Source organism: Streptomyces sp. NPDC050145 (assembly GCF_044460245.1).
GTDB lineage: Bacteria > Actinomycetota > Actinomycetes > Streptomycetales > Streptomycetaceae > Streptomyces.
On record NZ_JBITJS010000006.1, the window covers coordinates 150,402 to 163,835 of the forward strand.

At 72.2% G+C, this 13,434-nt stretch carries 13 protein-coding genes; 10 read left to right on the top strand and 3 right to left on the bottom strand.

Annotated features, from left to right (window positions below; translation table 11 throughout):
* The first annotated feature begins 23 nt into the window (after nucleotides 1–23).
* Nucleotides 24–803, top strand: a complete 780-nt coding sequence (locus ACIBTU_RS14185) for an exodeoxyribonuclease III (protein ID WP_399126358.1) — start codon at nucleotides 24–26, stop codon at nucleotides 801–803.
* A 97-nt stretch (nucleotides 804–900) separates the two neighbouring features.
* On the opposite strand, the gene ACIBTU_RS14190 is transcribed toward ACIBTU_RS14185, so the two are convergent.
* Nucleotides 901–2,682: an SGNH/GDSL hydrolase family protein gene (locus ACIBTU_RS14190; protein ID WP_399126359.1), complete on the bottom strand. Its 1,782-nt coding sequence runs from the start codon at nucleotides 2,680–2,682 to the stop codon at nucleotides 901–903.
* Nucleotides 2,683–2,850: 168 nt separating this feature from the next.
* Here ACIBTU_RS14190 and ACIBTU_RS14195 point away from each other — a divergent pair, with 168 nt between their 5' ends.
* The 5 genes from ACIBTU_RS14195 to ACIBTU_RS14215 all read left to right on the top strand — a co-directional run bounded on the left by ACIBTU_RS14195 (nucleotide 2,851) and on the right by ACIBTU_RS14215 (nucleotide 6,633).
* The gene (locus ACIBTU_RS14195) at nucleotides 2,851–3,315 is read left to right on the top strand and encodes a DUF6278 family protein (RefSeq protein ID WP_399126360.1); all 465 of its coding nucleotides are present in this window, start codon (nucleotides 2,851–2,853) and stop codon (nucleotides 3,313–3,315) included.
* 120 nt (nucleotides 3,316–3,435) lie between these two features.
* Complete coding sequence (locus ACIBTU_RS14200; RefSeq protein WP_399126361.1) at nucleotides 3,436–4,179, top strand: amino acid ABC transporter ATP-binding protein; 744 nt, start codon at nucleotides 3,436–3,438, stop codon at nucleotides 4,177–4,179.
* Between the two features lie 20 nt (nucleotides 4,180–4,199).
* Nucleotides 4,200–5,111, top strand: coding sequence for a glutamate ABC transporter substrate-binding protein (locus ACIBTU_RS14205; RefSeq protein WP_399126362.1), 912 nt, complete (start codon nucleotides 4,200–4,202; stop codon nucleotides 5,109–5,111).
* A gap of 11 nt (nucleotides 5,112–5,122) precedes the next feature.
* Entirely contained in the window at nucleotides 5,123–5,767 is a 645-nt protein-coding gene (locus ACIBTU_RS14210) for an amino acid ABC transporter permease (RefSeq protein ID WP_399126363.1), read from the top strand.
* Nucleotides 5,764–6,633 carry an amino acid ABC transporter permease gene (locus ACIBTU_RS14215; protein ID WP_399126364.1) on the top strand — a complete coding sequence of 290 codons (870 nt, stop codon included), beginning with the start codon at nucleotides 5,764–5,766 and terminating at the stop codon, nucleotides 6,631–6,633. The genes ACIBTU_RS14210 and ACIBTU_RS14215 overlap by 4 nt, the downstream gene beginning before the upstream one ends.
* 166 nt (nucleotides 6,634–6,799) lie before the next feature.
* Here the strand turns inward: ACIBTU_RS14215 and ACIBTU_RS14220 are convergent, their stop codons facing one another.
* The gene (locus ACIBTU_RS14220; RefSeq protein ID WP_399126365.1) at nucleotides 6,800–7,558 is read right to left on the bottom strand and encodes a hypothetical protein; all 759 of its coding nucleotides are present in this window, start codon (nucleotides 7,556–7,558) and stop codon (nucleotides 6,800–6,802) included.
* A 103-nt stretch (nucleotides 7,559–7,661) separates the two neighbouring features.
* On the opposite strand from ACIBTU_RS14220, the gene ggt reads away from it, so the two are divergent.
* The 4 genes from ggt (at nucleotide 7,662) to ACIBTU_RS14240 (ending at nucleotide 12,587) form a co-directional block, all read left to right on the top strand.
* Nucleotides 7,662–9,476, top strand: a complete 1,815-nt coding sequence (gene ggt, locus ACIBTU_RS14225) for a gamma-glutamyltransferase (RefSeq protein ID WP_399126366.1) — start codon at nucleotides 7,662–7,664, stop codon at nucleotides 9,474–9,476.
* An 84-nt stretch (nucleotides 9,477–9,560) separates the two neighbouring features.
* Nucleotides 9,561–10,769 (top strand): sensor histidine kinase, encoded by a 1,209-nt coding sequence (locus ACIBTU_RS14230; protein ID WP_399126367.1) that lies wholly within the window; start codon nucleotides 9,561–9,563, stop codon nucleotides 10,767–10,769.
* The gene (locus ACIBTU_RS14235) at nucleotides 10,766–11,434 is read left to right on the top strand and encodes a response regulator (protein WP_399126368.1); all 669 of its coding nucleotides are present in this window, start codon (nucleotides 10,766–10,768) and stop codon (nucleotides 11,432–11,434) included. The genes ACIBTU_RS14230 and ACIBTU_RS14235 overlap by 4 nt, the downstream gene beginning before the upstream one ends.
* Nucleotides 11,435–11,633: 199 nt before the next feature.
* Nucleotides 11,634–12,587, top strand: coding sequence for an FKBP-type peptidyl-prolyl cis-trans isomerase (locus ACIBTU_RS14240; protein ID WP_399126369.1), 954 nt, complete (start codon nucleotides 11,634–11,636; stop codon nucleotides 12,585–12,587).
* A gap of 20 nt (nucleotides 12,588–12,607) precedes the next feature.
* Here ACIBTU_RS14240 and map read toward each other — a convergent pair whose 3' ends face one another.
* The gene (map, locus tag ACIBTU_RS14245) at nucleotides 12,608–13,375 is read right to left on the bottom strand and encodes a type I methionyl aminopeptidase (RefSeq protein ID WP_399126370.1); all 768 of its coding nucleotides are present in this window, start codon (nucleotides 13,373–13,375) and stop codon (nucleotides 12,608–12,610) included.
* Nucleotides 13,376–13,434: the final 59 nt, after the last annotated feature.

Here is a 13,434-nt window from a genome sequence, read left to right on the forward strand (position 1 = left end):
ACCCGCCCGGTAGGTTGTGGGACATGCGCATCGCTACCTGGAACGTGAACTCGATCACCGCCCGCCTGCCCCGGCTCCTCGCCTGGCTCGAGAGCAGCGGCACGGACGTGCTGTGCATCCAGGAGACCAAGTGCTCGGCCGAGCAGTTCCCGGCGGAGGAGCTGCGCGAGCTCGGCTACGAGTCGGCGGTCAACGCGAACGGGAGGTGGAACGGGGTGGCGCTGCTCTCCCGTGTCGGCCTCGAGGATGTCGTCAAGGGCGTGCCCGGCGACCCCGGCTACGACGGGGCCGAGGAGCCCCGCGCCGTCTCCGCGACCTGCGGCCCGGTCCGCGTCTGGTCGGTCTACGTGCCGAACGGGCGGGAGGTCGACCACCCGCACTACGCGTACAAGCTCCAGTGGTTCGAGGCGCTGAAGGCGGCCGTGGCCGGCGACGCGCAGGGCGCCCGCCCGTTCGCGGTGATGGGGGACTACAACGTGGCGCCGACCGACGACGACGTCTGGGACATCTCCGTCTTCGAGGGCGCGACGCATGTGACGCCGGCCGAGCGGGCCGCGCTCGCGTCGCTGCGGGAGGCGGGGCTCAGCGACGTCGTGCCGCGCCCCCTGAAGTACGACCACCCCTTCACCTACTGGGACTACCGCCAGCTCGGCTTCCCCAAGAACCGCGGCATGCGGATCGACCTCGTCTACGGGAACGCCCCGTTCGCGAAGGCCGTCTCCGACGCCTACGTCGACCGCGACGAACGCAAGGGCAAGGGGGCGTCGGACCACGCCCCCGTGGTGGTCGACCTCGACGTGTAGCGCCCCTGAGATGCCACCCGAAGGGTGTGCATCTCAGGGGCGCGGGGAACTGCGCGAGAAGCCCCACCGGCCGGCACCCGCCGACGAACCGGCGAAGCTACGGCGCGAGAAGGCCCAGGTCGACCGAAGAGGCCAGCGCAGCGAGCCCCGCATCGCCGGGATGCAGATGATCCCCGCTGTCGAACTCGGCCCGCATCCGGGCGGGCCGCCCCGGATCCCGCAGCACCGCGTCGAAGTCCAGCACCGCGTCGAACCCCGAATCGGGCCCGCGCAGGAACCGGTTCACCTCGACCCGCCCCGCGTCGGCGGCAGCCGTGCACAGCGCCTCCCCCTCGCAGGGCGTGATCGTCGCCCCGACCACCCGCAACCCCCGCGCCCGCGCCAGCGCGGCGACCTTGCGCAGCCCCGCCACGACCTGGTCGGCACTCGCGCCCCACCGCAGGTCGTTGATCCCCTGGAAGACCACGACGGTCCGCGCCGAGGTCTGGGCGAACACGTCCCGGTCGATCCGGTGCAGCGCGCTCACCCCGCCCGTGTCCACGGACACCCCGTCGCCCGGGTACCGGTCCCCGACGACCTTGTTCGCCGAGATCCCCTGGTTCAGCACCCCGTAGCGCGGCACCTCCGACTGCCCGAGCAGCCGCCGGGAGAGTACGTTCGGCCACCGCCGGTTCGCGTCCTGGGTCGACTTCACCCCGTCCGTGATCGAGTCCCCGAGCAGCACCACGGACCCGGGCCCGCCGCCCACGTCGACCCCGGTGAGCAGCGGCCAGTAGGTGATCGTCGAGGTGAAGGCCGTACCGGCCGCCTCCGTCGCGTGGTCCCCGGGCTCGCTCACGTAGGACCGCTGGAGCGCCTGGCTGTGCACGGGCGCGCTGAGCACCGGGTCGGGCAGGTGGAAGCTGACGAGGAGGTCGGAGTCCGCCGGCACGTCGAAGTCGACCGGGTCGCTGAACGCCTGGGCGCCGGCGGGAAGTTGGGTCCCCGGGGCGCCGCGGAAGGTGAGCGGGACGGGCGCCCCGCGTGTCGCCGCCCCGGCCTCCCGTACGGCCACCGACGCGCTCCCGATCCGTACGGGCGTCGACGCGAAGGTGTTGTCGAGCCGGATCCGGACCCGGGGGCCGCCCGTGCTCGTGTGCACGACGAGCCGCACCGTGCGGTCCGCCCACGGGCCGACCGTCGTGTACCCGGCGGTCGACGCCGCCCAGGTGCCCGTCCAGCCGTGTGTCGCCCGGCGCACGGAGACGTCGAAGACGTGCAGCGCGCGGCCGGTCTCGTCCGGCGCCCCGGGCAGGTCGACGGAGCTGATCGCCCGGTCCGCGCGGACCGGCACGGTGACCACGTACAGCCGGGGCCGGTCGGGGACCTGCCCCTGCGGGGTGTTGCGGTGCGGGAGCGCGACGGACTTCGTGGCGAGCGGGCCGGTGCGCCAGTCCGGGGCGGTGAGCGTGTACCGGGAGCGGGAGCCGTCCGTGTAGCGGACCGTGCCCGTGCCGCTCGCGTCGCCGCCGGTCCCGGCGACGAGGAAGGCGAGCGCGTTCCCGGCGCCCCGCAGCCGGACGCGCTGGCCGTCCGCCCGGACGTTGTCGGGGCCGTCGCCCGCCGTGCGCGGCCAGTGGAGTTCGGCGCCCTGGACGCCGAGGCGGCGCCCGGGGGTCCAGCCCGCCGCCGCCAGGTCCTGGGCGGACAGCGAGCCGCCCGCGCCGTCGAAGTCGGCCTCGGCGGGCGTGTCGTCGTCGCTGACCGCCCGATTGTCGAAGAGCCGCTCCAGGGGGAGCGGCTCGGGTCTGTGCGGGGCGGCGGCCTCGGCGGTCGTCGCGGGGGCGAGGCCCGCGCAGACCGCCAGTAGGACAGCTGTTCCCCAGGTGCGTCGGCGCACGGCCGGCTCCCTCCGTGGTGCGGCTGGCGTGACAGGTGTGCCATGAACGTAGGAAGGGGGCAGGGACGCGTCAATGAGGCGCGGAGGAAGCCGCCGTGAACGCACCGCGAACAGCGGGTCCGCGCGCCCTGTGGTGCCGGGGCCAGGGGGAATGCGAGGCTGGACGGTATGAAGATCCCGTTCGTGGACAATTGGCGCAAGAAGCATGAGCCCGTCCTCGCCGTCGCGACGGCCGCGCCCGACGGCGGCGGGGCGGGGTCCGGTGGCACGGGCGGCGTCGACGGACTCGCCGAACTGCTCTCGGAGTGCGAGCTGTTGCGCTCGCAGGCAGCCGGTGCGGGCATCGAACTCGACGACTCCGTACGGTCCTTGGAGAAGCTCGACCAGCTCGTGCCGCGCTGGCGCGAGGACCCCGAGGTGCTGCCCTGGCTCGGCAACGACGCGGGCCTGTACCTCGGTACGGTCCTGGTGCGTCATGTACCCGGCGCCGCCTGGCTGATCCGGCCGGACGGCCAGCCCGTCGTGCTCCTGGAGTCGGGCCGCGAGATCGAGGTCGTCGAGGCGGGGCAGGAGTGGGCGGAGAGCGGCGCCCCGGAACTCTCCCAGTTCTACGCGGAGGCCGCCGAGTCCTGAGGCGCAAGGCCCTGAACCGCAAATACGGTTAATGCCCATACGTGCGTGTCGTCGGTTAAGTCCCCTATCTGCATGGATAGTTTGCGCAAACCGAGACAGCTGAGAGTGGGCAGGACTGCCATGGCCGTCGATCCTTTGATCGAGCTGCGTGACGTGAACAAGTACTACGGGGAGCTGCATGTCCTCCAGGACATCGACCTCACCGTCGGCAAGGGGGAGGTGGTCGTGGTCATCGGCCCCTCGGGGTCCGGCAAGTCGACGCTCTGCAGGACGATCAACCGGCTGGAGACGATCCAGTCGGGCACCATCAAGCTCGACGGCAAGCCGCTGCCCGAGGAGGGCAAGGCGCTCGCGCAACTGCGCGCCGAGGTCGGGATGGTCTTCCAGTCCTTCAATCTGTTCGCGCACAAGACCGTCCTCCAGAACGTCTCGCTGGCCCAGGTGAAGGTCAGGAAGCGCAAGAAGGAGGAGTCCGACCACCGCTCCCGCGAACTCCTCGACCGGGTCGGGCTCGCGGCCCACGCCGACAAGTTCCCCGCTCAGCTCTCCGGCGGCCAGCAGCAGCGCGTGGCCATCGCCCGCGCCCTCGCCATGGACCCCAAGGCCCTGCTCTTCGACGAGCCGACCTCGGCCCTCGACCCCGAGATGATCAACGAGGTCCTCGAGGTCATGCAGCAGCTGGCCCGCGACGGCATGACCATGGTCGTCGTCACCCACGAGATGGGCTTCGCGCGCACCGCCGCCGACCGCGTCGTGTTCATGGCCGACGGGAAGATCGTCGAGGACCGCGCCCCCGAGGACTTCTTCACGCATCCCGAGAGCGAGCGCGCCCGCGACTTCCTCTCCAAGATCCTCAAGCACTGACCGGGGGAGTGCAGCACCTCATGATCGTAAAGTCGCTCAGGCTGCTCACCGCCCTCGCGGTGGCCGCCCTGGCCGCCACCGCCTGCGGCAAGGAGGGCACGCCGCCCGTCAAGGGCCCCTCGGCCGCCGAACTCCCCACCTACCAGGTGGCGCAGGGCTTCTCGCTGCCCGACTCCAAGACCTGGAAGAAGGCGAACAAGCGGGGCCACTTCGTCGTCGGCGCCAAGGAGGACCAGCCCTACCTCGGCGAGAAGAACCCCGCCAACGGCGTCTACTCCGGCTTCGACATCGAGATCGCCAAGATGATCTCCGCCTCGCTCGGGATGGACCCGAAGAAGATCTCCTTCAAGACGATCGCCTCCGCCAACCGCGAGACGGCCCTGCAGAACGGCCAGATCGACTACTACGTCGGCACGTACACCATCAACGACAACCGCAAGAAGCTCGTCGGCTTCGGCGGCCCGTACTACATGGCCGGCCAGAGCCTGCTCGTACGGACCGACGAGGACGACATCCACGGCCCCCAGGACCTCGACGGCAAACGCGTCTGCTCGGCCGCCGGATCGACCCCGTACCAGCGCATCCAGGCCGACTACCCCAAGGCCGAACTCGTCGCCTACGACACCTACTCGGTCTGCGTCGACAACCTGCTGACCTACCAGGTCGACGCCGTGACCACCGACGACGCGATCCTGCTCGGCTACGCGGCCAAGGTGCCCGACGAACTGAAGCTGGTCGGCAAGCCGTTCTCGAAGGAGCCGTACGGCATCGGCGTGCCCCGGTCCGACAACGCGCTGCGGTTCGCCGTCGACACCGCGCTCGCGCAGCGCGAGAAGGACGGCGACTGGAAGAAGGCGTACGACGCGACGCTCGGCCTGTCCGGCGTGCCCGCACCGAAACCGCCCGCCATCGACCGCTATCCGGCGAGCTGAGGACCCGCACCGTGAACGTACTGACCGAAAATTTCTCGACCTACTGGAAGGGCTTCCTCGGTACGGTCGAGCTCACCGTCTACGCCTCGATCCTCGCCCTCGTGCTGGGCTTCCTCATGGCGTCGTTCCGCGTCGCGCCCGTCGGCTCCTTCCGCGCCTTCGGCACCGCCTGGGTCACCGTCCTGCGCAACACCCCGCTGACCCTGCTGTTCTTCGCCGTCCTGCTCGGCCTGCCGCGCTTCGGGCTCGTGCTGCCCTTCACCGTCTTCGCGGTGCTCGCGCTCGGCTGCTACACCTCCGCGTTCATCTGCGAGGCGCTGCGCTCCGGCATCAACACCGTGCACAAGGGCCAGGGCGAGGCCGCCCGCAGCCTCGGCATGTCCTTCGGCCAGACCCTGACCCTGGTGATCCTGCCGCAGGCGTTCCGCTCGGTGATCGCGCCCGTCGGCTCCAACCTCATCGCCCTCGCCAAGAACTCGGCGATCGCCGGCGCCTTCAGCGTCACCGAACTGCTCGGCACCTACAAGACGCTCAGCGAGCTCGGCTTCAACATCATCTGGACCTTCGTCTGGATCGCGGTCGGCTACCTCATCATCACGCTCGCCATCAGCGCGGTGTTCAACCTCATGGAAAAGCGCTGGGGAGTCGCCCGATGAAAGCCCTCGACCACGGCGCCACCGCCCTCTACGACATCCCCGGCCCCAACACCGAGCGCCGGCACAAGCTGTACGGGCTCATCTCCACCGTGATCCTTCTCGCACTCGTCGGCTGGATCCTCTACCTGCTCTTCGACACCGACCAGTTCACCAGCACCAAATGGACGCCCTTCGAGTACAAGGGCATCCAGGAACTGCTGCTGCGCGGCCTCGGCAACACGCTCAAGGCCTTCGCCATCGCGGCCGCCCTCTCCCTGGCACTCGGCACGATCCTCGCCGTGGGCCGCCTCTCCGACCACCGGCCCGTGCGCTGGCTCGCCACCCTGTTCGTCGAGTTCTTCCGCGCGATGCCGGTCCTCGTGATGATCTTCTTCATCTACGTGGCCCTCAAGGTCGAGCCGCTGCCCGCGCTCGTCGCCGGACTGACCCTCTACAACGGCTCGGTGCTCGCCGAGGTCTTCCGCTCCGGCATCAACGCGGTCGAACGCGGCCAGCGCGAGGCCGCGTTCGCGCTCGGCATGCGCAAGACGCAGGTGATGGCGCAGGTCCTGGTGCCGCAAGCGGTGCGGGCCATGCTGCCCGCCATCATCAGCCAGCTGGTCGTCGCCCTGAAGGACACCTCGCTGGGGTATCTGATCACCTATGAGGAGTTTCTCCACGCCGGGAAGCTCATCGCGTCGAACCTCGACTACGATTTGCCCTTCATCCCCGTGGTGATGGTGATCTCGCCGATCTACATCGGGATGTGCATGTTGCTGTCGTGGTTCGCCCAGTGGGTGGCCAAGCGTCAGCGGCGCAATCCCAAGACCGAGGCCGCGGAGGTCGCCCCGGCCGAACCAGGGACGCTGCTGCCCGGAGTGCAGTAGCCACAGAGCGTCGGCCGTCCACGCCCGGCCGCAGTCGGAGATCACTCCTCGCGAGGAGAAGGTCAGCTGCGTGCGGGACGGACGGGCCGCCTGCTTGCCGAGGCCGAGCGGGCCCCTGCCGCATTCGTACGCGGCCGGGGTACCGCTCTTCCTTGGTCGAGGCCCCCTACTTGGCGCGGTGGGAGTTGCGCGGGGTCGCGGAGGCCGGCAGCGGCTGCTGGGCCGCGCGCGTCACGTCGGAGACCAGCTCGACGACGTCCGGGCCGTACGCCCCCGAGTTCACGACCTTCAGCAGCAGCACGAACGAGGCGTTGCCGTGCTTGCGCGCGAGCCGCTCGTGATGCCGGGCCAGATACCGGGTCGCCGCCTGATTGGTGATCGGCAGCTGCCCGCAGAACAGGAACACCGGCCGCGCCTCCCGCGACTCACCGGCCGTCAGCCGCGCCAGGATCACGTACTCCGTCCGGCCCGGCTCGACCCGGTAGCGCTCGGAGCCGACCTGGAACGCACCGCGGTCCGGACCCGGCTCGGGGTCCGTGTTGACCCGGATCCCCGGCAGCAGGCTCACCATGTGCGCCGCCATCCGCCGGTTGGACGCCGGCCCGCCGACACAGAACTCGGTGCGCTCGCCGAAGCCCTGCTGGGCCGTGTCGTGCGCGACGACCTGGGCGTGCGCCCCGCAGTCCTTGACGATCGCCGCCAGTTCGAGCAGCGCGAACACGTCGTGCCGTTTGACGGCCAGCTCGGGGCCGCCCGCGTCGCGGTTCACCACGAGCAGCGACTCCGCGTTGTCGGGCAGCCCGAAGAAGGCCTGCTTGCGGCGGAGCTTCCGTTTCCACAGATAGGTGCGGGCGAGCCAGCCCAGCGAGGCGCTGATGCCCGCTGCGATCAGGCCGAGGACGATGTTGCGCACGTCTTCAGTCATGGGGGCGCACTCTAGCCAACCGGCGTACCGGTGTTCGAGGGGGTCCTGACGGTGCGGTGAAGGCAAGTTACGCTGCGCGGACGGTTGTTGACTGGAGGTACTGATGAGACGTTCAGTTGCACGGAATCTGTCCCTCTGTGCCCTTGCGGTGAGCATGGTGGCGGTCGGGGCGGCCGCGCCCCCTTCGTCCGCTTCCGGCGGCTCCCCGGGGGCGCCGCAGAAGGTTCCGGTAGCCGTCGGGCACGGCGGCGCCGTGGCCAGTGTCGACGCCGACGCCTCCGCGGCCGGCATCGAGGTCCTCAGGAACGGGGGCAACGCGGTGGACGCCGCCGTCGCCACCGCCGCCGCGCTCGGCGTCACCGAGCCCTACTCCGCCGGTGTCGGCGGAGGCGGCTACTTCGTCTACTACGACGCGAAGACCCGGCAGGTGCACTCGATCGACGGCCGCGAGACCGCGCCGCTGAGCGCCGGCTCCGACCTGTTCCTGGAGAACGGCAAACCGCTCGCCTTCGCGGACGCCGTCAGCAGCGGCCTGAGCGTCGGCACCCCCGGCACGCCGGCGACCTGGGCCTCCGCCCTCGACGCCTGGGGCAGCAAGGGCCTCGGCACCGTCCTGAGGCCCGCCGAGCGCCTCGCCCGGGACGGCTTCACCGTCGACGACACCTTCCGCTCCCAGACCGCGTCGAACGAGGCCCGCTTCCGGAACTTCCCGGACACCGCCCGGCTCTTCCTGCCCGGCGGACAGCTCCCCGTCGTCGGCTCGACCTTCCGCAACCCCGACCTCGCCCGCACCTACGCGCAGCTCGCCCGCGAGGGCGTCGGCGCGGTCTACCACGGCGACATCGGCGCCGACGTCGTCAAGACGGTGAACGCGCCGCCCGTCGACCCGGCCTCCGGCTGGAACGCCCGCCCCGGCGAGCTGTCCGCCAAGGACCTGGACGCCTACGCCGCCAAGTTCCAGACCCCGACCAGGACCTCGTACCGGGGCCTCGGCGTCTACTCCATCGCACCGTCCTCCTCCGGCGGCACCACCGTCGCCGAGGCGCTCAACATCCTGGAGCGCACCGACCTCTCCAAGGCCTCCCAGGCCCGCTACCTGCACCGCTTCATCGAGGCCGGCCGCGTGGCGTTCGCCGACCGGGGCCGCTGGGTCGGCGACCCGACCGCCGAGGACGTGCCCACGAGGCAGCTGCTCTCCCAGCGCTTCGCCGACGCGCGCGGCTGCCTGATCAAGGACGACGCGGTGCTCACCAGCCCGCTCGCCCCCGGCGACCCCCGCCACCCGGGGACCTGCGGCAAGAGCGGCGACCAGGCCGCGCCGACGACGTACGAGGGCGAGAACACCACGCACCTCACGGTCGCCGACAAGTGGGGCAACGTCGTCGCGTACACCCTCACCATCGAGTCCACCGGCGGCAGCGGCATCACCGTGCCCGGCCGCGGCTTCCTGCTCAACAACGAGCTGACCGACTTCTCCTTCGCCCCGGCCAACCCGGCCGTCCACGACCCGAACCTGCCCGGCCCCGGCAAGCGGCCGCGCTCGTCCATCGCGCCGACCATCGTCCTCGACCGGGCGAACAAGCCGGTCGTCGCCGTCGGTTCGCCCGGCGGCGCCACCATCATCACCACCGTGCTGCAGACCCTGACCGGCTTCCTCGACCGGGGCCTGCCGCTCGTCGACGCCATCGCGGCCCCGCGCGCCAGCCAGCGCAACGCCGCGCAGACCGAGCTCGAACCCGGCCTCTACGACAGCCCGCTGCGCACGGAACTGGAGGCGATCGGGCACTCCTTCAAACTCAACCCCGAGATCGGCGCCGCGACCGGCGTCCAGCGGCTGCCCGACGGGCGGTGGCTCGCCGCCGCCGAGAAGGTACGGCGCGGCGGCGGCTCGGCGATGGTCGTCGAACCCGGCCACTGACACCCTGACCAGCCGGGGATCGGCCCACGGGATGCATCCCGCGGGCCGATGTCCGCGCCCGGCGGCGCTCGTACGCTCATCGGCATGAGCGAGACAACCGGATCCCGGGGGACAGCCGCCTGGTGCGGACTGGCCCTCTACCCGTTCGTGCTGACCCTGCCGCTGTTCGCCTCACCGGACACGGTGCCGCTGCTGCGCGCCCTGGGCGTCGCCCTCGCCGCCGTGCTCCTGGTGGGTGTGGCCCGGCGGACGCCGCTGCTCGCGCTGGTCGTCGTCCTGCTCGGCACGCTCGTGGCGACCGCGGTGCAGCCCAGCGGCAGCCCGTACCATCCCACCGGGCCACTGGGTCCGGCCGGTCCGGTCGACCCCGTCGGCGGGTACGACGGGGGCCGGTCCGTGACGCTGCTCGCCTTCGTCGTGGCCGACATCCTGCTCGGCCTCCTCGTCGCCCGCCGGCCCACGCGCCAATGGGTCACCGGTGTCGTGCTCAGCGTCCTCGCGCAGGCCGGCGGCATCGCCGTGTTCGCACGCGGCGAGAACCTCGCGGCGCTCGCCACCATCGCGCTGCTCGCCCTGCTGGTCTCCTGCATGATCGGCCTGTTCGTCCGCGAGCGCGCCGAACACGCCTCCGCGCTGCGCCGCCGCGCCGTCACCGAGGCCGTGACCGCCGAACGGCTCCGGATCGCACGGGAGTTGCACGACATGGTCTCCCACGGCATCGGCGTCATCACGATCCAGTCCGGGGTCGCCGCCCGCGTCGTCGAGACCCGCCCGGCCGAGGCCCGCGTCGCGCTGGAAGCCATCGAACAGACCAGCCGCGAGACCCTGCGCGGCCTGCGCCGCACCCTCGTCGCCCTGCGCCGGGCCGAACCGGACGGCGACGCGCCGCTCACCCCCGGCGCCGGCCTCGCCGAACTCGACGTGCTGATCGCGCAGACCGCCGACGCCGGCGTCCGCGTCGACCTGTCCCGCACCGGCACCGAGCGCCCCCTGCCGCCCGACGTGGACCGCTCCGCCTACCGCATCGTCCAGGAGGCCCTCGCCAACGTCGTCCGGCACGCGGACGTCGCCGCCTGCCGGGTGGGTGTCGCGTACGAGGACGCCGAACTGTTCCTGGAGATCGTGGACGCGGGGCGGGGAGCCGGGGCACGATCGTCGGGCACGGGGTTCGGGATCACGGGGATGGAGGAGCGGGTGCGCCTGCTGCACGGGGAGTTCGGCGCGGGGCCGCGGCCGGAGGGCGGCTTCCGGGTGACGGCGCGGATACCGCTGCCCGAGGAGGCGGTCGCGTGACGGCGCGGGTCCGGGTGCTGCTCGTCGACGACCAGCCGCTCGTCCGCTCCGGGCTGCGCACCCTCATCGGCGACACGGACGACCTGGAGGTCGTCGGCGAGGCGGGGGACGGGGCCGAAGCCGTCGCGCAGACGGCGCGGCTCACGCCCGACGTCGTCGTCATGGACATCCGGATGCCCGGCGTCGACGGCATCGAGGCGACCCGGCGCATCGTCGACTCCGGGCAGGGCGCGCGCGTCCTCGTCCTGACCACGTTCGACGAGAACGACTACGTGTACGGGGCGCTGCGGGCCGGCGCCGCCGGGTTCGCAGTCAAGGACATGCCGCTGGACGACCTGCTCGCGGCGATCCGGATCGTCGCCGCGGGGGACGCGCTCATCGCGCCCGGGGTCACCCGGCGTCTCATCGCCGACTTCGTGCAGCGCGGGGGGCCGGTCGCGGCGCGGTCGCAGCGGCCCGTGGAGGGCATCACGGAGCGCGAGCGCGAGGTCCTGACCCTGGTCGGGCTCGGCCGCTCCAACCAGGAGATCGCCGAGGAGCTCTTCATCAGCGTCGCCACCACCAAGTCCCACGTGGCCCGCCTCTTCACGAAGCTCGCCGCGCGCGACCGGGTCCAACTGGTCATCACAGCATACGAGTTGGGCCTGGTCGCCCCGAGTCGCTGACCGGCTCCGAGCATCGGCGCGGCGCCCCGCCTCGGGCCTGGTCGCGCCGTTCCCCTCCCTGGCCCGTCCGGGGCCCGGGGCGCGGCCTCGTACACCCGGCGGACGTACGCCCCTCGGTGTGTCGCCCCGCAGGTCCGTCACCCGCACCCCGGAGACCGGAACGCTCCTTGGCGACACCCCCACGCCAAGGAGGTCACCGGTGGACCCCAGACCCGTCCTGCGCACCGGAGCCGTAACCGTCCTGCTCGCGGCGGCCGCGGCCTGCGCCGCCCCCGACCCGGGCCCCGAGAACGTCCCGAAGGTCACCGGCGCCGCCGGAACCCGGCCCGTGATCACGATCCCGGACCGGCCCGCCCCGGCGGCCGCCCGCCTGAAGGTGCTCCGCGCCGGTACGGGCCCGGCGGTGAAGAAGGGGCAGGTCGCCGTCACCGACGTCGAGATGCGCAGCTGGGAGGGGAAGAAGGAGCTGCTCAGCTCGTGGGGCCTGGCCCAGCCGACGACCGTCTCGCCCGTCGGCGAACGGTCCTGGGCCGAGGCGCTCGTGGGCCGCAGGGGCGGCAGCCGCGTCCTGATGATCGCTCCGGCGGCGCGCGCCGCCGGACCGAGGAGCGCCGCGGCGGCCAGGATCGCCCCGGACGACCACATGGTCCTGGTGTTCGACCTGATCGGCGGCTACGACCGCGACCAGCGGGTGCCGGTGCCGCACGGCAGCGGCGGGATGCCGGGCGCCGGGGGCGCCCGCGAGGCGAAGGCCGTCGTCGACTTCCCCGCGGGCGGGATGCCGAAGGTGGTCAGCTGGGGCGCGGGCCCGCCGGTGAAACTGCACGTGCGCACCCTCAGCGAGGGCCGCGGCCCGGTGCTCCAGGACCGCGACGTGGCGGTGCTGCAGTACGCGGGCTGGTCCTGGGGCGAGGACCGCCCGTTCCGCTCGACGTACGGGGACAGCGGCCCGAGCGGGATGGTGCTCGCCCGGCCCGCGCTGCTGCCCGGGATGTACGAGGCGCTGAAGGGGATCCGGGTCGGCAGCCGGCTGCAACTGGCGGTGCCCGCCCGCTACCGCCCCGACTTCCACCGCACCCCCGGCGGCCTCGAACAGCCGCCCGGGGTCCCGGTGCTCTACGTCGTGGACGTGCTCGACCGGCAGGACCGCTGACGCCCGGAGCGGCAAGCGGCTCAGAGCGCGGTCAGGATGCGCGGCCCCGCGTCGGTGATCGCCACGGTGTGCTCGGCGTGCGCGGCCCGGGAGCCGTCGTTCGTGCGCAGCGTCCAGCCGTCGGGGTCCGCGTGGTAGTCGTCCGTGCCGCCCGCGATCACCATCGGCTCGATGGCCAGGGCCATGCCCGCCCGCAGCCGCATGCCGCGCCCGGGCCGCCCCTCGTTCGGCACCCCCGGGTCCTCGTGCATGCGGCGCCCGATGCCGTGTCCGCCGAAGCCGTCCGGGACGCCGAACCCGGCGGTGCGGCAGACGGTGCCGATGGCGTGCGCGATGTCGCCGATCCGGTTCCCGACGACGGCCGCCGCGATGCCGGCGGCCAGGGCCCGCTCGGCGGTCTCGATCAGCCGGGTGTCCTCGGGCCGGGCGGTCCCCACGGTGAAGCTGATCGCCGAGTCGCCGACCCAGCCGCCCAGTTCGGCCCCGAAGTCGACCGAGACGAGATCGCCGTCGCGCAGCCGGGTGCCGTTCGGGACGCCGTGCACGATCGCGTCGTTGACGGAGACGCACAGGACGGCGGGGAAGGGGGTCGGGGCGAACGGCGGGCGGTACCCGAGGAAGGGGGAGGACGCGCCGGCGTCGCGCAGCACGTCGTGGGCCACCTCGTCCAGTTCGAGGAGGGTGACGCCCGGTGCGGCGTGCTTGCGGGCGGCGGCCAGGGCCTGGGCGACGATGCGGCCGGCCTCGCGCATCGCGTCGATCTGCGGTTCGGTCTTCAGTTCCACCATGCCAATTACTATACCGGTATTTAAATCCGGTACAGAAATTGAGTCTCGGCTAGACTGGG

Excerpts from the sequence above, each read along its gene's own strand:
- ACIBTU_RS14185 (WP_399126358.1), top strand. The coding sequence starts at position 24 with ATGCGCATCGCTACCTGGAACGTGAACTCGATCACCGCCCGCCTGCCC.
- ACIBTU_RS14195 (WP_399126360.1), top strand. The coding sequence starts at position 2,851 with ATGAAGATCCCGTTCGTGGACAATTGGCGCAAGAAGCATGAGCCCGTC.
- ACIBTU_RS14200 (WP_399126361.1), top strand. The coding sequence starts at position 3,436 with ATGGCCGTCGATCCTTTGATCGAGCTGCGTGACGTGAACAAGTACTAC.
- ACIBTU_RS14205 (WP_399126362.1), top strand. The coding sequence starts at position 4,200 with ATGATCGTAAAGTCGCTCAGGCTGCTCACCGCCCTCGCGGTGGCCGCC.
- ACIBTU_RS14215 (WP_399126364.1), top strand. The coding sequence starts at position 5,764 with ATGAAAGCCCTCGACCACGGCGCCACCGCCCTCTACGACATCCCCGGC.
- ACIBTU_RS14220 (WP_399126365.1), bottom strand. The coding sequence starts at position 7,558 with ATGACTGAAGACGTGCGCAACATCGTCCTCGGCCTGATCGCAGCGGGC.
- ggt (WP_399126366.1), top strand. The coding sequence starts at position 7,662 with ATGAGACGTTCAGTTGCACGGAATCTGTCCCTCTGTGCCCTTGCGGTG.
- ACIBTU_RS14230 (WP_399126367.1), top strand. The coding sequence starts at position 9,561 with ATGAGCGAGACAACCGGATCCCGGGGGACAGCCGCCTGGTGCGGACTG.
- map (WP_399126370.1), bottom strand. The coding sequence starts at position 13,375 with ATGGTGGAACTGAAGACCGAACCGCAGATCGACGCGATGCGCGAGGCC.